Below are 19,496 nucleotides of genomic sequence, written 5' to 3'. Positions count from 1 at the left end.
CATGATAAGCGATAGTTTAAAAAATGAAATTTTGGATGGATTTGATTTTTACAAAAATAGATACGCCGAAAATACAAAATACAGCTCAGACGACAAAATAACGTATGACAAGTTAAGTAAATTTCGTAAAAATTTAATAACTTTTTCTAAAGATATATTTAGTGGATTTGAGACTGTAGATTATGGGATGTGGCAAAATAGCGGAAACATTTCAAAATATATATGGAATAGATATAAGCCCCGTGGAATAGAAAATAAAACAAATTTAATTATTTGTTTTGCCGTCTTGGCTGAGCCAGCTAGTTTTTATATATCTATAGACCTAATCAAAGATAATATAAACAATGAAGAAAAAAGGCAAAAAGATAAAATATATGAGTTTTTAGAAACCGAATGTAAAAAAATACATGTAGAAGGATTTAAACTTGGTAAATTTTCATGGGAAAGAAATATATTTTTTGCTATAGAAAATATAGACAATTTTACATCTCTTGATTATGCAAACTTACTTAATGCACTAACAAACGTATATCATCTAACATGTGAAAAATTTTATAAAAATACAGAAAATAATCAACAAAACAATAGTGATAATGAAGGATATAAAATGACCGACAATGACAAGAAATTAACTTATCCACTTAATCAAATTTTATACGGGCCTCCAGGAACAGGAAAAACATATAGCGTTGTTCGTAAAGCACTAGAAATTATAGAAGGCAATGCTTCCGATGATATATCTAAATTTAAAGAGTATGTAGAAAAGGGACAAATAAAATTTATCACATTTCATCAAAGCTATGGATATGAGGAATTTATTGAGGGCATAAAGCCTATTTTAAATAATGATGAAGCAGATAGCGACAAAGAGATAAAATACGATGTTGAAGATGGGATTTTTAAAAAACTTTGCAAGATGGCAAAAAGCATTGAAGGCAAAGCAAATAAGACATTAGAATTTAATGAAGATGTAAATTTTTGGAAGATGTCTTTGGGAAATTCTCAAAATCCGGATGAAGACTTTGTTTTTGAGTATTGCATAAAAAACAACGTTGTTTTACTTGGTTTTGGTAATTGGATTGATTTTAGCGATTGCGAAAATATCAAGCAAATTTTAGAAAAAATGAAAAAAGAAACGGTAGATTTTCCAGTCACAGCCATAAATAGACTAAAAAACGAGATAAAAAATGGAGATATAATCTTAGTTTCACTAGGAAACAAAAAGCTAAGAGCAGTGGCTAGGGTAACCGGTGAGTATGAGTTTTTAGATCAAGATGATCTTAACAGTTTTGTTTAAGCCAGAAGCGTTGAGTGGATTTTTGTGCCAGATGAGCCGATTGATTATGATAAATTTTTATACAAACAATTCTCGCAAATGAGTATTTATAACATAAAATATAATCTAAAAATAGACGAGTTTAAACAAATTTTTACAAAAGATAGTCAAAAAATTGAAAAAAATTACATCCTAATCATCGACGAGATCAATCGCGGAAATATATCTAAAATTTTTGGTGACCTCATAACTCTTATAGAACCGTCAAAAAGGCTCGGGGCAGATGATGAGATAATGGTCGAGCTGCTATACTCAAAAGAGAAATTTGGAGTGCCGTCAAATTTATACGTAATAGGCACGATGAATACAGCGGATCGCAGCATAGCTCTTATGGATACGGCTCTTAGAAGAAGGTTTGAGTTTGTGGAGATGATGCCAGAATATGACAACCTAAACAAAATAAATATCGAAGGCATAAATATAGGCGAAATGCTAAAAACGATAAACGATCGTATAGAGTATCTTTACGACAGAGATCACACGATAGGACATGCTTATTTTATGGGCGTGACAGACATCAAAACGCTTGCAAATGTCTTTAAAAATAAAATTTTACCGCTACTGCAAGAGTATTTTTACGACGACTGGGAGAAGATTAGGCTGGTTCTAGGCGATAGTCAAAAAGATGAAAATTTACAGCTTGTTAAAATCAAGAGAAATATGGCAGCAGAAAGACTATTTAGAGGAAAAATCGACTATATAGACGATAAGATTTTATACGAGATAAATAGTGAAGCCTTTAACAATCCGCAAAGCTACATAGAAATTTATAAAAATGCAACAAAGTCAGATAACGATAACTGAGTTTGAGCGCATATATCAGCACGATATATGCAAAAAAGACTTTGGCGATATAGAAAATTTTATCCTTAAAAATAGCGATGAAAATGCACCTTTTTTAAGGATAGCAAGCGGGGTTGGCGGGAAATTTATACAAGCTAGAAACTATGTCGGCGTCTTGCAGACAAAAAGTGGTCTAACGATAGAAATTTTGCCAAAAATAGCAGACAAAAACGACTCCGAAAGATCGAAAGCGGTTTTTATAAAGATGCTAAAGACGCTAAAAAAATTCCCATTTAAAAGCTCAAATTTAGCCAGTTTAAAAACACAAAATTTACCGCTTTTGGAAATTTTCATCTCTATGTTTTTATGCGAGCTTGAAGCTCTTGTAAAAAAGGGGATAAAAAGCGACTATGTGGCGCTAGAGGAGAACCTGAATTTCCTAAAAGGAAAGCTAAACATAAACGAGCAGATAAAAAGAAATAGCATCCACAAAGAGCGGTTTTACGTAGGATACAGCGAATTTTTAAGCGATATAAAGATAAATAGGATCATAAAAACAACACTTAAATTTCTATACAAAAAGTCAAATTCTAGTAAAAATCAGCAAAAAATACGCGAGCTTTTATTTATATTTGATGAGGTTTTGGAGTGTGAGGATTATAAAAATTTCTTTGCAAAGCTTGTCATAAACCGCCAAGTAAAGCACTACGAACAAACTCTTTTATGGTGCAAGATATTTTTGTTTGGCAACACTTTTACACCGCACAAAGGCGATGATCTAGGCTTTGCCTTGCTATTTGATATGAATGCACTCTTTGAAAGCTATGTTGGAAATTTTATAAAGAAAAGCTTTTCAGGCACTATATTACAACACTCAGAAAAACACCTCGTTGAAGATCCAAAGAGTTTTAAACTAAGACCTGATATATTTTTAAAAAATAAATTTATAGCCGACACAAAATGGAAGATCATAAAGTTAAAAGACGATATCTCACAAGCCGACCTATATCAACTATATGCTTACGGCAAAAAACACGAGTGTGACAAGCTATACCTCATCTATCCAAAGATAGAGGGCATAAAACAAGAGTTTATGAAGTTTGGATACGACGATGAAATGTGGCTTGAAATTTTATATTTTGATCTTGAAAAAGACGAAAATAACGCAAATTTACTAGCGTAACTTTCTAAAAGCCAAATTTAAAGTTTCGCTTTTAGAGCCATTATCCTCTTGTATGATGCGTCGATTCGCTCTTTGCTAATCCTTTTCTCATTTACAGCATCAATTATGATCTGAGTGATAAGATCAGCCGTTCTTTGGTTATTTATCTTAAACTCGCTAAAGAGCAAGATGTCGCCACCAGCGTTTATAAATTTCACCACTTTTTGCGCTAAAGCTTCGTCGCCAACGCCTTTCATTAGCATATCATCGCTGATGACTACGCCATTAAATTTAAGCTCATTTCGCAAGAGGTCGGTTATTATTTTTTTAGAAAGTGTGGCTGGATTGTCCTCGTCGATGCCCTTTACAAAAAGATGTCCGACCATGATGATCTGCGCTCTACCTGTGCTTATAGCGTCTTTGTATGGCAGTAACGCGTCTTTGCTTAGCGTGACCTCGCTCTTATTTTTATGTGAGTCCTCTTTTGAGCTGCCATGTCCTGGGAAGTGCTTAAGTGTCGTTAGGATGCCCTGCTCTTTAAATGCGTCCATAAAAGCATCAGCGTAGATCACCACCTTGCTCGCATACTCGCTAAACGCCCTTTGCTTAGCGGCGATGATCGGCGAGTTTTCGTCGTGCAGATCAACCACTGGGGCGAAATTTAAATTTATGCCACACTCTTTTAAATTTATAGCCATTTTTGAGTAGAGATCGTATGCGCTTTTGATATCAAGCGTGCTTGCGACCTCGTGTGCACTAGGATATGGGCCATCAAAGCTCTTATCCTTCATGCGGCTTACATTGCCGCCCTCTTCATCTATAGCGATAAAAATTTTAGGACTTTTCTCTTTGATAGCCTTTATGCTAGCTTTTAGCTGGGCTTTGCTAGTGACATTTCTGCCAAGTAGCATCACACCGCCAAATCTCTCGTACCCAGCGTCGCTTAGCATAGCGCGAAACGCAGCGTCTTTTGTGCTAGCTCCGTTAAAGCCAACCATTATCATCTGCGAGACCTTGGCTCTTAGGCTCACCTCAGCGCCGTTTAGCCCCAAAGCAAAAATAGTCACAAAAAGTATAAATTTAAAAGCTCTCATCTTCTTCCTAAAAGCGATTTTACGCTCTCAAAAACATCTTTGCCATTTAGCATGTTTTCAACCTCACTAGCAATAGGCACATATATGCCCTTTTCTTTAGCGATCTTGCTAATGGCCCTTGCAGTATCCACACCCTCTGCCACCTCGCCAAGCTCATTTAAAATTTTCTCTAATCTCTCGTGCCTTGCGATGCCAAGACCTACACGGTAGTTGCGTGAAAGTATCGATGAAGCAGTCAAGAAAAGATCGCCCGCACCGCTTAGCCCCATAAATGTCTCGTCTTTTGCGCCAAAAAATTTGCCAAATCTAGCCATCTCGACAAGCCCACGAGAAATGAGGCTCGCCCTTGCGTTGTTACCAAGACCAAGACCGTCGCAGATGCCACCAGCTATGGCGATCACGTTTTTATAGGCTCCGCACACCTCAGCACCGATCACGTCATCAGATGTGTAGGCCTTCATATAGCTTGGGAAAAATGAAGCAAATTTTAAAGATAAATTTTGGTTTTTAGAATTTACCACCAAGGCGCAAGGTAGCTTTTGCATGATCTCTTTTGCAAAGGTCGGCCCAGAAAGAAAGGCCAAATTTTCTCTATCAACAAAGTCTTCATAAATTTCATTTAGAAATTTAAGATTTGCCGTGTCTATGCCCTTGCTGGCGACTAGGATCTTTTGACCTTTGTTTTTGTAGTTTTGCTTTAACCATAAATTTGTAGCTTGCGTTGGGATCGTGCAGACTAGGTATTCGCACTCCAAAGCTTCATCTAAGCTTACAAAATTTGGCATCTCTCTTGGCGTTCTTGAGCTGATGACGCACTCGTTATTTTCACTAAATGCGTGAAAAAGCGCACTGCCCCACTTGCCAGCTCCGATGACTGCTATGCTCATTTTAGCCCTTTTTTAGCCTATTTTGGCCTTTAAAAGCTCATTGACCTTGCCTGGGTTAAACGCACCCTTGCCCTCTTTCATCACCTGACCGACAAAAAATCCAAACATCTTATCTTTGCCGTTTTTATACTCTTCGACTTTGTCGGCGTTTGCAGCTAAAATTTGATCTATGATCGCGATGATCGCTGAGTCGTCGCTCACTTGTTTTAAGCCAAGCTTTTCGATGACGCTATCGACGTCCGCATCATGCTCCATTAGATAGTCTAGCACCTCTTTTGCAGCCTTGCCGCTTATCGTGCCATCTTCTATACGTTTTAGTAAATTTATCATCTTGGCGCTGCTAACTGGGCTTGTCTCGATCGTTACGCCGTTATTTAAGCGACCAAGAAGCTCGACTATGAGCCATGTAGTAGCAAGCTTTGGCTGAATTCCAGCAGCGATCAGCTCTTCAAAATATCTAGCCATCTCAACGCTTTGGGTTAAATTTAAAGCATCACTCTCTTTTACGCCTAGCTCGCTAACATATCTTGCGACCTTTTGCTCGGCAAGCTCTGGGATTTTTATAGCTTCGTTATACATCTCTTCTGGCACTTCAACAGGGAGCAAGTCAGGGTCAGGAAAGTACCTGTACTCCGCGCTATCCTCTTTGCCACGCATCGATCTTGTCACTAAATTTGTCGTGTCAAACAGCCTTGTCTCTTGATAGACCTCTTCGTCATATTTGCCATCTTCCCACGCTGCACTTTGGCGTTCTACTTCGTAGTCGATCGCTTTTTGGATAAATTTAAATGAATTTAGGTTTTTTATCTCAACCCTTGTGTAAAGCTTGGTATCGCCTTTTGGACGGATAGAAACGTTTGCGTCGCAGCGGAAGCTACCTTCTTGCATATTTGCGTCGCTGATGTTTAAAAAGCGAAGGATCGAGTGTAGTTTTTTAAGATAAGCCACCGCCTCGTCGCTACTTCTAAGGTCTGGCTCGCTAACTATCTCAAGAAGCGGCGTGCCGGCCCTGTTTAGATCGACTAAGCTCTCGTTTTCTTCGTGGATGTTCTTGCCAGCGTCCTCTTCAAGGTGTGCTCTAGTTACGCCGATGCGTTTTTTAGTGCCGTTTACGTCGATGATGAGCTCGCCACCTTCCACGATAGGTATCTCAAACTGTGAAATTTGATAGGCCTTTGGAAGGTCTGGGTAGAAGTAGTTTTTTCTATTAAAGACTGATTTTTTATTTATCTTAGCGTTTATCGCCGTGCCAAAGCTGATCGCCTTTTTGACCGCCTCTTTATTTAGCACAGGTAGCGCTCCAGGTAGAGCTAGGCAGGTCGGACAAACGTGAGTATTCGCTTCGTCGCCAAAGCTAGTAGAGCAAGAGCAAAAAATTTTAGTTTTTGTATTAAGCTGAGTATGGACTTCTAAACCGATAACGACTTCAAACATATTTTTACCTTTAAATTTATGCAAATTTTTAGTGCGTATTTTAGCGATACTTTCTTTTAAAATATCTAAAGGGGAGCTTTGGTGATATATTTATATAGGTTAAAAAGGTTTTTGGAGAATAAATTTAAAAAGAGAAAAGCCATATAAAAATATGGCTTTAAATTTTAATGCTCGTGCTCGCTAATAGCGACTGCGCCAGCTAGATAAACGTAAGTTAGCATCATGAAGATAAATGTTTGCAAAACAGCCATAAGTGTTAGAAGTGCAAAGGCTGGAAGTGGAGCAAACCAAGGTGCAAGTGTAAGCATCGCAAGTAAGAACAAGTCATCGCCCTTGATGTTACCAAAAAGACGGAAAGATAGCGAAACTACACGTGAAAGATGTGAGATGACTTCAACTGGAAACATTATCGGAGCTAGAAATTTGTTTGGTCCCATGAAGTGTCCAAAGTATTTGAAAAAGCCATTTTCTCTAATGCCCTCAAAGTTGTAGTAAATAAATACAACCAAAGCCAAAACTAGAGTTAAATTTAAGCTTGAGCTTGGTGACTCAAAGCCAGGGATGATACCGATAACGTTTGAGAAAAATACGATAAAGCCGATAGTTGCGACAAGTGGAAGGTATTTTCTAGCTAGCTTTTCGCTACCTAAAGTATCCTTGCCCATAGAGATAACACCCTCTAAATAAGCCTCAACTATGTTTTGAAGGCCTCTTGGCACAAGCTGCATTTTACTCCTTGCGATGTAAGCAACGATGAGGATGATCAAAGCTACAAGGCAAAAGTGAAACGCATAGACAAAGGCATGTGAATGGTTTAGCAAATTTGAGAATAGAAACAAATCTTTCATTGATTTACCTTAGATTTAGAATTTTGCGTGATTGTAACAAAATTATTGTTAAAACATTTTTAATTTTAAGCTTTGAAGTAGTCAAAAAGTAGTTTGCAAATGGTCGCTGCGACAACTATCAAAAACATCGTTCTAATAAATTTAACCTCTTTTTTGATGACTAAATTTGAGCCAAAATATGCTCCTAAAATTTGTCCCACAGCCATCAAAAAGCCAACTAGCCAAAGTATCTGCCCGCCAGCTATAAAAACGCCAAGTGCTACGATGTTGCTGGTAAAATTTAAAGCTTTCGTGTGAGCGACCGCCTTTTTTAAATTTAGCCCGATAAGTGCCACCATCGCAAACATCCAAAATGATCCTGCTCCTGGGCCAAAAAAGCCATCATAAAAGCCAAGAATTAGTCCAAAAACGACATAAAATAGCCTCTCATTCATCTTTGCAGCCCTGTCGCTCTCGCCTATTTTTGGCATAAAAAGCGTATAGATAAAGATGGCGATTAGCAAAAATGGGATGATTATTTTTAAGAAATTTGCATTTAAAAATAAGATGAGCGTTGCGCCGATGAGGGCTCCAATAAATGTAAAAACTATGCCAACAAAGCACTCTTTGTAATTAATCAGCCCTTTTTTAGTGAAATTTAGCGTTGCCGTGAAGCTGCCAAATACGCCTTGAAGCTTGTTTGTGCCAAGGGCTAGATGAGGTGGCACGCCCATAGCCATGATGGCTGGCAAAGTGATCAGTCCGCCGCCTCCTGCGATCGCGTCGATAAAACCACCCAAAAACGCGGCGACAAAAAAGACAGAGTAGCTAAGTAGGTCAAATTCCATTTTTGTTCTTTGTAAATTTAAGTTAAAAAGCGGATTGTAGTTTAAAATTTTGAAATTTCATCTTAGAAACGGGGGTTAAATTTGAGCGCTAAATTTAAAAAAGCCTTTAAACATATAAATTTAAAGGCTTTTTGTGAGGCTTTATTACTTAATAACGCCGCAAAGCATTCTAGCACCGCCACCGCCAAGTGCTTTTGGCTGGTCGCTGTGGTTGTCGCCACCGACATGAACCATTAGTGAGTGACCTTTTAGCTCGTCAAGGTTTTTTATCTTTGGAGCTAGCACTGGGTAGTTTGCATTGCCCTCAGCATCTACGTAAAGCGCTGGTAGATCGCCTTTGTGACCCTTATCATCCCATGCAAATGAGTGCATCTTTGTCTCAGCTGGATCCCAGTGGCCGCCTGCTTTCATACCAAGACCTTTTTCAGTCGCGCCACAATCGGCATTTTGATGAACGTGGAAGCCATGAAGTCCTGCAGGAAGACCTTTTAAATTTGGAAAAAATGCAACACCGTAGTTTGTCTTAACAGCTACTACTTCGCCAACGCTCTTATCGCCCTTTTCGCTTAGCTCATTAACAGGTATGGCTAGATGCTCGCCAGCCTTTGGATCAAAGTGATGACCATCGTGAGCAAAAAGCAAAGTTCCTAAAACTGCACTTAGTAAAACGATTTTTTTCATACAAGCTCCTTATGGATAAAATTGTATGGTAAGTCTATCCTAAATTTAAAAATTTAGCAATAATTTTTATTTTTTAAGATTTTTTACGATAGTTTCAAGCTCTTTGCTCTGCCCTATCCTGTAAAGTGCAAAGTCGTATTTTATCGGGTCTAGCTCGTCAAATTCTCTAAGTTTTTTTGTAAGCTCCATGACCGCTTTAAAATCATAGCTCTTTCTATTTATAAGCCCTAAATTTAATGAAACCCTATGTGTATGCACATCAAGTGGCATCAAAAGTCTATCTTTTGGCAAATTTTTAAATAGTCCAAGGTCGATGTCGCTATCTCGCACCATCCAGCGAAGGTACATATTATAGCGTTTATATGGACTTTGTGGCTCCCTCTCAAAACTCTTGCCAAAGAAAAACTCATATCCGTCCGAGCGGTAAGAATTTAGCCCATAAATAAATTTAATAAGCTCATTTACGCCCTCTATCATCTCGCCGTTTTTTGCCAGACCTTGGCGCAAAATTTCTTCTATGTTAGCCTCTTTTTTCAAGCGTGAAAGCGTGATGAAAATTTCTCTCACATCATTTTCATTTTGAAAGCGGTACTTGAAATTTGATAGATTTTTCTTGATATTTTGCTCGCTCTCATCAAGCAGTCTAAATTCAAGCGAATTTAGAAATTTCACTATCATTTTTGCGTTGCCATAGGCAAATAACGCACAAATGAGTGCTATGTTTGGCTCTTTAAATTTAGTAGCTACTTGAAGAGGATCTGGGGCGTCAAATAGCCCCGAATTTGTATTTTTGCTAAGTACGTGTGCGTCTAAAAGGCTCTTTAGTTCGCTCATTGTTTTAGTGAAAGAAGGGTGTCAAGCATCTGATCAACGGTCGTGATGATCTTTGCTGCTGCGCCGTAGCTTGCTTGAAAGCGGATCAAATTTGTAAGCTCTTCGTTGGTATCTACGCCGCTTGTTGATTGAAATTCCTCTTCAGCAGTCCTTTGCAAAGATGTATTTGTGTCGTGGATAGTGTTGTTCGCCTCGGTATCGCTCGCCATATCGGTCGTAAAATATCGGTAATATCCCTCGATCGTCTCATCTCTATCAAGCGCAGTGCCACTTGAGTAAAATGTCTGCTTTTGGTACTGAAGCTGGATCATCTTGTTTGCAACTTCGTTGTTTCCCACGACTGGCTTTGAGTAGGCACGAAGCTTTGTGTGATCTTGGGTAAAATTTTGATTGATGCCGATTGTATTTGAGTTTGTGCCAGAGAAAAATCTGTTAATACCAACAACACCTGGGAAATTTGTGCCGTGATCGACTATTGAGATACTATAAAGCCCTTGAGCTTGCTTTGGTATGAGCGCAAATGTGCCTTGGTGCGTGTTTTTATCATAAAAATACGACGCTTCAAAAAAGTCATCGACGTCATTTAGCATGTTGTTGTCGTTATTATCGTCTGAATTTGAGTTAAAATCCTGCACAACAGAGTTGCCGTATTTTGTATCATTCATCGTCGTTGTGCCGTTTATCTCGATAGTCTTTTTAGCTACGACGTTACCCTTGTTGTCATAAACGATAGCATCAAAACTGCCGTTTCTTATGCTGTTGTCGTGGTTCATCAGCGTCTTGTCATTTTCTAGGTAGCTGATCGGATCTGAGTTTGAAATTTCAACTGCAGACTCGGCATAGACATTGTTTGTGCTAGTTATTAAAGTTTTTGAAAATGTATTTAGATTGTCGATATATTTTTGGATGATACCATCGCTAAATTTATCATTGTCTGGCTCGTAGTTGCGACCTCTAAGATCAAGCGCAGCGCCTATCTTGCCATTTGTGATCTTCTCCTCCATAGGGATGCGTCTGCCATCTTCTCTTTCATAATAAATTTTCGTGTATTGACCACTCTCGGTTGAGCTCATAGAAATTTCATGAAAATTTACGCCATCAACGATGCTCACACCGCCGATATTTAAGTTGTAGTATCTTCCTTGATCGCTTATGCCTGTATCTATCCTTGACTCGCTTTTTAGATCGCTTTTATAAACAGCTGTATTTACTAGCTTTGACATAGCAAGCTCTAGCTCATCGCGCTTGTCGCGAAGATCGTTTGCATTTATCTTGATGCCAGCGTCTGCGCCAGATTCAACTCTTTGAATTTGCTTATTGATGTTTGCTATTTGCTTGCCAAGTGAGTTTATCTCGTTTATATTTATCTTTATGGTCTCATCTATCTGCGTGTGCATATCATAAAGCATCTTTGATGAGCGGTTGATGCTAGCTGTTAAAACGCTAGCTTTGTTTATCAAATTTACCTTTTGAGCGCCCTCGTCTGGGTTTGAAGCAAAGTTGTTCCACGCAGCAAAATACTCCTGTATATCTTTTACCATGCCGTTATCTTTTAGGTCTGGGAAGTATTTTGTCGCCTCTTGTAAAATTCTTTGCTTATAGCCTGTATTTTCTAAATTTGATGATGAATATTTTAATCTTGAATAGGCAAACTCGTCGTGAAGTCTTGTCACAGTATCTACTTGTGTGCCTGTGCCAACTCCGCCAGGGACTGTGTTCATCGCTGGAGATGCTGACTGGACTACACGCTGCCTTGTGTAGTAGTTACTATCGGCGTTTGTGATGTTGTTTCCAGTTGTGCTTATTTGCACTTGGGCTGCATTTAGCCCTGAAACGCCTGTGCCTAATGACATAAAGATATTAGCCATTTGTTAAACCCTTGATTTGTAAAAATTATTATCTGTGCCGCTGCCGTCTTGGCCGTATTCATTAGTTTGAGTACCAAAGACTTTTTTGCTAAGTGAGTCAAAAAACTCCTTCACAACAACGACGTGTCTTGCATATTCTTTATTTACTTTATGCAAAATTTCGAGCTTTGAACGCATAAGCACTAGCTTTGACTTCACTTCATCATCTAAAACATTTGCAAGTGTCGTAGTGCCACTCTCTTTTGAGACCCTTAGTAGCTCTTTATCCAAAGCTCTTTTGGTATCTTCAAAAGCGCGCACGAGAGCATTTTTCTTCTTCACGCTCTCATCAACGCTTGAGTGCTTCGCCTCTTTTATGTTGGCGATATCTTGCATCGTTAAATTTATAAGCTCGTCTAGCTCGCCTATGGCCTCGTCCAAAAGCTTCTTTATCATTTAAATTCCTTTAAATTTAGAGCAACGCATCAGCCACAGCTTTTGCTGTTTTAGAGATATCTACCTGATAGGTGCCATTTGCTATTGCATCAGCTATCTCTTTTACCTTTGCGTTTTCGTTTGTTTTTACTTCTTTGTTTTCATTTTCAACTCTAGCATCGCTATTTTTATTTAGCGTATTTGCCTGGTAGTTTGGTCTTTGGTTCAAAGGAGTTATCATATCCATACCTCTTAAAATAAAATGTTTATATCACTACATCGGCAAAATATAAATTTACTTAAGAGTCTCTCTTCAAAAAATCGTATAAAAGTTCTGAAAAACCTAAATTTCCACTCAAAGCTTTGCTCATAGCGTCGTTATACATAGACCTGTAAATATCGCTGCCAGCGGCTTTTGGATAGAGTGAGTTCTTATCATCTTCTTTTAAAGCGATATCAAGAACAGCTTTTACCATAAATGCTTCAAAAGCATCAGTTTGCTCTTTCAAAAGTGCATCTTGTTTGGCATTTGCATTTTTTATCTTGTTTGCTGAGATGTCACTATATGAATTTAGTGCTAAGGTGTTGTCTATTTGCATTATATTATCTCCAGATCGACTTGTATCGCACCAACTCGTTTTAAATTTTCAAGTATCGAGATGATGTCGCTTGGTGTTGCTCCAAGCTTGTTTAGCGCTCTTGTTACGTTTGCAACGGTTGTTTTCTCACCTGAAATTTTAAGTAAATTTTGACTAGGAGCCACCGAGGTGTCGCTACCTATATTTACATCATTTTGCGCCGCCTCTTCGTAGCTATTTGGCTCTATCTTTATAGTTATGGCGCCATGAGTTATCACAACTGGACTAACTACCGCGTTTATACCGCTAACTATCGTGCCAGTTCTCTCATCAACTACGATCTTTTCATCTGGCTTATACTCGACATCAAGATCAAGCACAGCGCTTGCAAGCTCGATGATGCTAACATCATCTGGCTTTTTGACGATAACCGTTCTTGGATCGATCGCCTTTGCGGTGTCGTCTGAAATGTTTGCATTTATAGCGTTTTGGATATCAAGAGCGGTTTTAAAATTTGTATCTTTTAGGCTTAGTTTTATGCTATCTTGATTGTAGATATCGTAAGTGACCTCGCGCTCCACAAGGGCACCATTTAGGATAGTACCAACGGTTGGGTGGTTGCCGCCACTTCTGCCTACGCTCTTGCCACCGATACTTAGAGGTCCTTGAGCCAAAGCGTAGATATCGCCATCAACGCCTTTTAGCGGAGTCATAAGAAGGGTGCCACCTTGCAAGCTTTTTGCATCGCCGATAGATGAGATCTCGATATCAAGCTTGTCGCCATGCCTTGCAAATGCAGGTAATTTTGCCGTCACCATAACAGCAGCTGCGTTTTTAGACTTGATATCATCTGGATTTATCTTGACATTTACGCCTTGAAGCATGTTTGATAGCGACTGGATCGTAAATTTTGACGTTGAGCCATCCCCTGTGCCGTTTAGTCCGACGACTAAACCATAGCCTATTAGCTGGTTATCCCTTACGCCAACGATGTTTGCAAGCTCTTTTATCTGCGTAGCAAAGGCTGAAGTAGCTATCACTGAAGCTGCTACAAAAGATAAAATTTTTTTCATATTTTTTCCTAAAATTTAGCTATTTTAGGTTTTTAAAGCAAAAGATGTTCCAAATTTTACTGAAAATAAGAGAGAGAAGTGGCTCCAAATTTTTTAAATTTAACAAGCTTGTATGCAGAAATTTCATCGCCAAATTTAAAGTCGCTGTTATGCTCAAAAACTATCATATAAATTTTCTCTTTTTTTAGCTTCGAGATCAAATTTACAAGCTTTTCGTAGATATCATCAAAGCCAGCTCTTATGTCAAATGGCGGATCAAGATATAGTAAAACCTTGCCATTTTGCGAATTTACAAGGTCAGGCAAAAGCGCAAAACTGTCGCCATTTATCGCTTTTAAATTTGTACACTCCAGGCTTGCAAGGTTGCTTTGCGTGATCTTAAAAGCGGCTCTATCTTTTTCGATAGCGATGGCCTCGTGCGCTCCGTTGCCAACAGCCTCGCTTGCCATCACGCCGCTTCCGCCAAAGCCCTCTATAAATGTAAGCGAGTAAATTTCATCTCTAATGACGTTGAAAAAGGACTCTTTTACGATGCTTTTTGTGCTTCTTGTCGTGCTTAGACTTGGTAGCTCAAGCCTTTTACCTTTAAATTTACCACTTGAAATTTTGGTGTAGAGCTTCACTGATTTGCCCTTAAAATTTCAAGCAGATCAGCTTTAAATTTATCTATTAAAAGTGATACTTTTTGCTCCAAACTCTTTTCATTTACTATCTGATCTGGCTCTTTTGCCTTTGAAATTTGCGTGGCTGAGTAAAACTCCTCGAGTGTATCAAGAAGAGTGGCTCTTGTGAATGGATGAGAAAGATGAGCGTTCTTACCTATTATAAATAGCGGTTTTTTTGTGACGATCTCACGGTCACTTACTACAAAATCACAATCCTTATGATGAGCGGCTAAATTTCCACAAAAAAGCAGCAAGGTCTTTTGCAGCAAAATGCAGTCGCATTCAAATGAAATTTTCATATCCCGTCCTATAAATTTTGCTAGATTTTAACCTAAATAATCAAAAATTTATATAAATACTAAAGGAATTTAAAATTTTACCGATGTAGGAGCTAGCGTAAGTTTTAAGGAGTAAAACTATGGAAATTTTCAAAGCAGCGGCAAATCAAACACTTGATGCAAACATGAGCACGTCGACTCAGCGTCAGATAGACAGCAGACCTATCGAGCACTCTGATGTCAAAGTAAATGCCGATAAAAACGGCAAATCAAAGGATGTTAACGAGCTTGACGGACTTAGCAACGAGGATCTTGCTAGAAAGACAAGAGAGGTCACTGATAGGCTAAACTATCAGATGCAGCAGCTCGATACTAATGTAAGATTTGCTTACAACGAGAAGTTAAATTTAATGGTAGTGCAAGTAAAAGACGCCAAAACAGGCGAAGAGATAACACAGCTTCCGAGCAAAGAAGCTATAAAAATTAGCGAGTATTTCAAAGAAAGTATCGGAATACTTTTTGACAAGGAGAGTTAAAAATGGCAGTAGGTAACGTAACAAATTTAGGCATCGGTACAAAAAATAGCGGCCTAAACGATGAGCTTATCAAAAAACTAAAAGAGGCTGATGAGGCTGGACAGATCAAACCACTTACAACAAGGCTGGAGAAAAACGAGCTTAAGCAAAAGGACCTTGCGGCTCTAAAAACTCTTGTTAGTAACGTAAACGTTAGTGGTAAAACACTTGGTGGCGAGGCACTTTATCTAAAAAGAAATACAAATAACGCCGGCAAAAGCGTCACAGCTTCTGCTGCAAACGGCGTTAGCGTGCAAAGCTTTAGTATCGATGTGCAAAAACTTGCTCAAAAAGATACATTTCAAAGCAAAAATTTCAAAAAAGCTTCAGAGATAGTGGGCGCAACAAGCACTGGCTCATTTGACGTTGAGATCGACGGACAAAAGTTCTCTATCGGCGTGACAAGATCGACAACATATCAAGATATCGTTGATAAGATAAATGACGTAAGCGGTGGCAAGTTGCAAGCTAGAATTTTAAATGTTGGTGGCGATAAACCAAATCAAATAATGCTTCAATCAGGCAGCACTGGCGCTACACAGACTATCAAATTTTCAAACGACACAGCTGGCATCTTAGACAAGCTTGGCTGGGATGATACGCAGTTTCAAGACACAGACGAGCACGGCACAGCGCTAACAAATCCTGATGGCTCGCCAAAGATGACATCAAATTTGGAGAAAAATAGAATTCTAAAAGCGCAAGATGCAGAATTTACATATAACGGCGTAAATATCAAAAGAAGCAAAAACAGCTTTGATGATCTAAGACCTGGTATAAATATCACTCTAAATGAGACTGGTAGGACAAATGTCAGCGTCTCTCAAAACACTGAAGAGGTTGTGAAAGCGGTTGAAGAGTTTATAAAAGACTACAACCTAATGACCATGAACCTTGAGATCGCTACAAAGTATGACGAAGAAAAAGGCGCTGGCACTTTTCAAGGTGTGAGTGAAATTTCAAGCCTTAGATCAAACATCGGACGTCTAGTCAATGGTCAAGATAGCGAAGGCAAAGCGCTAAGTAAATTTGGCATAGTGCCAGATAAAGACGGTCAGCTTCAGCTTGATCTAAATAAATTTAACGCAGCTCTTAGCAAAGATCCAGAAGAAATTCAGAAATTTTTTATGGGTTCAAGCAAGACTGAGCCGATAAGCTACATGGGTAACTCAACCGTTAGCGCAGGTGCGTTAAATATCCAAGCTGGCGATCTAACGATAAATGGCAAGTCAGTTATATTTTCAACCGCAGCTGGCGGGACAGCTGAGGATAACGCTCTAAAACTTCAACAAGCTATCAATGACGCTGGTATCGACGGAGTCACAGCTAGCCTTGATCAAAGCGGCAAGAGGATCATCTTAAAAAGAAGTGATGGCGAAAATATCGAAGTAAAAGGCAAGGCTTCTGCACTAGCAACTCTTGGTATGAGTGAAGCCACTGTAAATCCAGTGACTAAAAAAACTGATGGTCTATTTACAAAGCTAGCTAAGATGCTTGATGGTGCTGTTGGCAAGAAAGGCACTATGATAGCTATGCAAAATCAGCTAAAAGACGAGAGTGAGTCTATCACTAAAAATAAAGAGAGCACTCAAAAGCTTTTAGATGAGAAATATACAACGATGCAAGAGCGCTTTATCAAGTACAACGCTATCATCGCAAGTTTAGAAAATCAGTTCTCAACTCTAAAATCAATGATAGATGCTGAGATAAACAGTAGAAAATAAGAGAGAAAAATGAATCAAAGTGCATATAGTGCATACGCACAGTCGAGTTTCGGGGGCATCGAGTCCCCGACTAAATTAATAGAAATGCTTTATGACGGAATTTTGAAATTTATATTTCGCACAAAAAAAGCGATCGAAGCTGGAGATATAGAGAAAAAAGTCTATTATATAAACAGAGCAAACGCTATCTTTGTCGAGCTTTTAAACTCGCTTGATTATTCTCAAGGCGACGTGGCTCACTACCTTAGCGGACTTTATACAAGACAGATGCAGCTTCTTGCTATGGCAAATATCCAAAACGATATAGCAGCGCTAAATGAAGTAACAAATGTCGTAAAGCAGTTATCAGAAGCATGGAGGGAGGTAACATCAGGTGAATAGCTGGATCAATGAATTTAAGCTAGCGTTAATAAACGAAGATACAAGAAAGCTAGCTGCACTATCACAAAGCTTTAGCGAAGATATGTTTAAAAGCTTAGCTTCAGCTCAAGAAGCACAAGCGCTAATCGGCGGTGCGATAGAGCTTTTTAAAACTAAATCTTCACACATCCAAAACGAGCTTACAAAACTGCAAAAAGCTCAAAAATACGTAAAAAATTAATCTAATCTCAAACTTTCAAGGCATGGCAAATTTGCCGGTTTTGTCTTGAAAATCTTTTAAATTTACCAACTGCTTACTACTTGAAATTTACTCTAAATTTAAGCGAAGGCACGGCGTTAAGCCGAGTTCTGTCTTGAGCGATCATTTATCTACTCTTGCTTTTACAAACAAGCTCTAGCGAAGGGTTTTAATATAAGACCAAAACCATCCCTTCTTGCTGCAAGTTGGGTTTATATGGCCGCGCAAGTTACCAAGCGCGCCGGTGGGCTCTTACTCCGCCGTTTCACCTTTACCGCCGAAGCGGAAGTTTGCTTTCTGTTACACTATCCCTTAGGTTTCCCTAGCCATCCGTTAGATGGAACTTTGTCTTATCGCAGCTCGGACTTTCCTCTTTTGCAAGATGCAAAAGCGACCGCTTACCGTGCCAGAGCGTGATTATATTTAAAAATATATAAATTTACCCTGCGACCAAATTTCTCATCAAAATTTTGCAAATTTATCTATGAAATTTTTTGATTTTTGAGCCTAAATTTTGTCACAACTTGGTATGAAATTAATTTTTTTATTTAATCTTTTTAAAATTTCTTCACAAAATCAAGAGTAAAACACTCCAAATTTCACTTTTTTGTTATTTTGCTTTGAAGCTTAAACCAATCTAATAAAATAGACAATAAATCAACAAAACGATACAAATTTAAATTTTAATCCCTCAAAAGCGCAAATTTCTTGCTTTTGCCAAACTATAAATTTTACTTAAAAAGCTAAATTTAAATAGCAATTTTTTATAAATTTTTACTCCAGTTTCATAAAAGTTATAATTATAAATACAAAGCAAACAAAAATTTAAAATTCGTTATTTTTCCCCTAAATTCTATATGTTTTACGAGAAAAAATTTGTATAATAAACCCTTAAAATCTAAACCAAGGAGGATATAGATGAATTTGCGTAGCATCTTAGTCAAGGTCTCAGCGATCATCGCTTTAGTTCTTGCCATTTGTATGGCTTGCTTTGTATTTTTTATATCACATGTCTTAGAGCGTGAGATCAAGGAGGGAGTAGAAACAACTATCCAGCAAAACGTTGCGCTTGCGATGGACACAGTTGAGCTATTTGATGAAGACAACGAAAAAAATGCAGTACTCTCTATGCATATCTTAAAAGAGGCTTTAGGCAACATAAGAGCCACTAACCAAACCATAAAAACAGAAAATGACGATGCTGTAGAGCTTATCTCAGACAAAATGGGCGTGCTAAACAACGACCATGGGATATCTGATAAGATCAAAAAGCTAACAAACGGTGGCATCCCAACTATCTTTGCAAAATCAGGCAATGAATTTGCTGCTGTCTCTACTTCACTTTTACTAGATGATGGCAGTAGAGCGCTTGGTATGCTAAATAAAACGATCTATCCAAAGATGATGAACAAAGAGACATATATAGGAGCCATCAATATTTTTGGCAGAAACTATATGTGTGTTTATGAGCCAGTCGTTCAAAACGGCGAGGTTGTAGCTGTTTTATTTATAGGTTACGACTTCACTGAAGGCTTAGAAGATCTTCAAAAGACAATGGCACAAATGAAGCTAGGCGAGCGTGGATACTTCTCTATCTTTAATACAAAGACAAATGTCTATGACATCCACCCAAGACTAGCTGGCAAAGCACCAGAAGGTCAGCTAAAAGATATAGTTGATGACATAGTAAAAACTAAAGAAGGTGTCAAACTCATAAATACTGACGGAGTTGAGAGAGTGGTTGCTTTTGAGCCATTTGACAAGCTAAACTGGATCGTGCTTGGCTCAGCTGTTACTGATGACTTCTTGACACCTC

21 protein-coding genes, 1 other RNA gene and 1 pseudogene are annotated in these 19,496 nt (G+C 38.5%); 8 read left to right on the top strand and 15 right to left on the bottom strand.

Annotation, left to right across the window (positions count from 1 at the left end):
- The first annotated feature begins 1 nt into the window (after nucleotide 1).
- Genes CVT07_RS10355 through CVT07_RS04080 form a run of 3 tightly spaced genes read left to right on the top strand, consistent with a single transcriptional unit; the run spans nucleotide 2 to nucleotide 3,302 of the window.
- Nucleotides 2–1,297, top strand: coding sequence for a hypothetical protein (locus tag CVT07_RS10355; protein ID WP_107937669.1), 1,296 nt, complete (start codon nucleotides 2–4; stop codon nucleotides 1,295–1,297).
- Nucleotides 1,298–1,321: 24 nt separating this feature from the next.
- Nucleotides 1,322–2,140, top strand: a complete 819-nt coding sequence (locus CVT07_RS10350) for an McrB family protein (RefSeq protein WP_230855739.1) — start codon at nucleotides 1,322–1,324, stop codon at nucleotides 2,138–2,140.
- Nucleotides 2,112–3,302, top strand: a complete 1,191-nt coding sequence (locus CVT07_RS04080; protein ID WP_107937671.1) for an McrC family protein — start codon at nucleotides 2,112–2,114, stop codon at nucleotides 3,300–3,302. Before CVT07_RS10350 ends, CVT07_RS04080 begins: the two co-directional genes overlap by 29 nt.
- 17 nt (nucleotides 3,303–3,319) lie before the next feature.
- Here CVT07_RS04080 and CVT07_RS04075 read toward each other — a convergent pair whose 3' ends face one another.
- From CVT07_RS04075 to CVT07_RS04010, 14 genes are all read right to left on the bottom strand, one after another.
- Nucleotides 3,320–4,375: a glycoside hydrolase family 3 N-terminal domain-containing protein gene (locus tag CVT07_RS04075; RefSeq protein ID WP_107937673.1), complete on the bottom strand. Its 1,056-nt coding sequence runs from the start codon at nucleotides 4,373–4,375 to the stop codon at nucleotides 3,320–3,322.
- A complete protein-coding gene (locus CVT07_RS04070) occupies nucleotides 4,372–5,262 on the bottom strand; it encodes an NAD(P)H-dependent glycerol-3-phosphate dehydrogenase (protein ID WP_103605387.1) in 891 nt (296 codons plus the stop codon). The genes CVT07_RS04075 and CVT07_RS04070 overlap by 4 nt, the downstream gene beginning before the upstream one ends.
- Before the next feature lie 12 nt (nucleotides 5,263–5,274).
- Nucleotides 5,275–6,696 carry an Asp-tRNA(Asn)/Glu-tRNA(Gln) amidotransferase subunit GatB gene (gene gatB / locus CVT07_RS04065; protein ID WP_087582157.1) on the bottom strand — a complete coding sequence of 474 codons (1,422 nt, stop codon included), beginning with the start codon at nucleotides 6,694–6,696 and terminating at the stop codon, nucleotides 5,275–5,277.
- A 164-nt stretch (nucleotides 6,697–6,860) separates the two neighbouring features.
- Entirely contained in the window at nucleotides 6,861–7,544 is a 684-nt protein-coding gene (locus CVT07_RS04060) for a F0F1 ATP synthase subunit A (RefSeq protein ID WP_002942300.1), read from the bottom strand.
- Between the two features lie 65 nt (nucleotides 7,545–7,609).
- On the bottom strand, nucleotides 7,610–8,371 hold the full coding sequence (locus CVT07_RS04055) for a TSUP family transporter (RefSeq protein WP_103605389.1): 762 nt from the start codon (nucleotides 8,369–8,371) through the stop codon (nucleotides 7,610–7,612).
- Between the two features lie 144 nt (nucleotides 8,372–8,515).
- Entirely contained in the window at nucleotides 8,516–9,052 is a 537-nt protein-coding gene (locus tag CVT07_RS04050) for a superoxide dismutase family protein (protein WP_103605390.1), read from the bottom strand.
- Between the two features lie 66 nt (nucleotides 9,053–9,118).
- Nucleotides 9,119–9,886: a TIGR02757 family protein gene (locus CVT07_RS04045; protein ID WP_103605391.1), complete on the bottom strand. Its 768-nt coding sequence runs from the start codon at nucleotides 9,884–9,886 to the stop codon at nucleotides 9,119–9,121.
- Nucleotides 9,883–11,754 carry a flagellar hook-associated protein FlgK gene (gene flgK, locus CVT07_RS04040; protein ID WP_002942291.1) on the bottom strand — a complete coding sequence of 624 codons (1,872 nt, stop codon included), beginning with the start codon at nucleotides 11,752–11,754 and terminating at the stop codon, nucleotides 9,883–9,885. The genes CVT07_RS04045 and flgK overlap by 4 nt, the downstream gene beginning before the upstream one ends.
- Nucleotides 11,755–11,757: 3 nt before the next feature.
- Nucleotides 11,758–12,189, bottom strand: coding sequence for a flagellar export chaperone FlgN (locus CVT07_RS04035; RefSeq protein WP_012001657.1), 432 nt, complete (start codon nucleotides 12,187–12,189; stop codon nucleotides 11,758–11,760).
- Nucleotides 12,190–12,205: 16 nt separating this feature from the next.
- Nucleotides 12,206–12,409, bottom strand: coding sequence for a flagellar biosynthesis anti-sigma factor FlgM (locus tag CVT07_RS04030; protein WP_035142939.1), 204 nt, complete (start codon nucleotides 12,407–12,409; stop codon nucleotides 12,206–12,208).
- A gap of 58 nt (nucleotides 12,410–12,467) precedes the next feature.
- Entirely contained in the window at nucleotides 12,468–12,767 is a 300-nt protein-coding gene (locus tag CVT07_RS04025) for a rod-binding protein (protein ID WP_012001656.1), read from the bottom strand.
- Entirely contained in the window at nucleotides 12,767–13,819 is a 1,053-nt protein-coding gene (locus CVT07_RS04020; protein ID WP_107937675.1) for a flagellar basal body P-ring protein FlgI, read from the bottom strand. Before CVT07_RS04020 ends, CVT07_RS04025 begins: the two co-directional genes overlap by 1 nt.
- 56 nt (nucleotides 13,820–13,875) lie before the next feature.
- Nucleotides 13,876–14,442: a 16S rRNA (guanine(966)-N(2))-methyltransferase RsmD gene (rsmD, locus tag CVT07_RS04015; protein ID WP_107937677.1), complete on the bottom strand. Its 567-nt coding sequence runs from the start codon at nucleotides 14,440–14,442 to the stop codon at nucleotides 13,876–13,878.
- On the bottom strand, nucleotides 14,439–14,783 hold the full coding sequence (locus CVT07_RS04010; protein ID WP_012001654.1) for a hypothetical protein: 345 nt from the start codon (nucleotides 14,781–14,783) through the stop codon (nucleotides 14,439–14,441). The genes rsmD and CVT07_RS04010 overlap by 4 nt, the downstream gene beginning before the upstream one ends.
- Before the next feature lie 119 nt (nucleotides 14,784–14,902).
- On the opposite strand from CVT07_RS04010, the gene CVT07_RS04005 reads away from it, so the two are divergent.
- Genes CVT07_RS04005 through CVT07_RS03990 form a run of 4 tightly spaced genes read left to right on the top strand, consistent with a single transcriptional unit; the run spans nucleotide 14,903 to nucleotide 17,662 of the window.
- Complete coding sequence (locus CVT07_RS04005; RefSeq protein WP_107937679.1) at nucleotides 14,903–15,298, top strand: FlaG family protein; 396 nt, start codon at nucleotides 14,903–14,905, stop codon at nucleotides 15,296–15,298.
- A gap of 2 nt (nucleotides 15,299–15,300) precedes the next feature.
- Nucleotides 15,301–17,061, top strand: a complete 1,761-nt coding sequence (gene fliD, locus CVT07_RS04000) for a flagellar filament capping protein FliD (RefSeq protein ID WP_107937680.1) — start codon at nucleotides 15,301–15,303, stop codon at nucleotides 17,059–17,061.
- Between the two features lie 9 nt (nucleotides 17,062–17,070).
- Nucleotides 17,071–17,442 carry a flagellar export chaperone FliS gene (gene fliS, locus CVT07_RS03995; protein ID WP_035143745.1) on the top strand — a complete coding sequence of 124 codons (372 nt, stop codon included), beginning with the start codon at nucleotides 17,071–17,073 and terminating at the stop codon, nucleotides 17,440–17,442.
- On the top strand, nucleotides 17,435–17,662 hold the full coding sequence (locus tag CVT07_RS03990; protein ID WP_021085119.1) for a hypothetical protein: 228 nt from the start codon (nucleotides 17,435–17,437) through the stop codon (nucleotides 17,660–17,662). Before fliS ends, CVT07_RS03990 begins: the two co-directional genes overlap by 8 nt.
- A 101-nt stretch (nucleotides 17,663–17,763) precedes the next feature.
- Here the strand turns inward: CVT07_RS03990 and rnpB are convergent.
- Nucleotides 17,764–18,090: RNase P RNA component class A (rnpB, locus tag CVT07_RS03985), an RNA gene on the bottom strand.
- Between the two features lie 508 nt (nucleotides 18,091–18,598).
- On the opposite strand from rnpB, the pseudogene CVT07_RS10345 reads away from it, so the two are divergent.
- Nucleotides 18,599–19,492 (top strand): annotated as a pseudogene (locus CVT07_RS10345) (Cache 3/Cache 2 fusion domain-containing protein); the annotation flags it as partial.
- Nucleotides 19,493–19,496 lie beyond the last annotated feature (4 nt).

The organism is Campylobacter concisus, assembly GCF_003048875.2.
Lineage (GTDB): Bacteria > Campylobacterota > Campylobacteria > Campylobacterales > Campylobacteraceae > Campylobacter_A > Campylobacter_A concisus_AU.
Note: the sequence above shows the minus strand (reverse complement) of the source record. Positions and strands in the feature narration are given on the sequence as shown.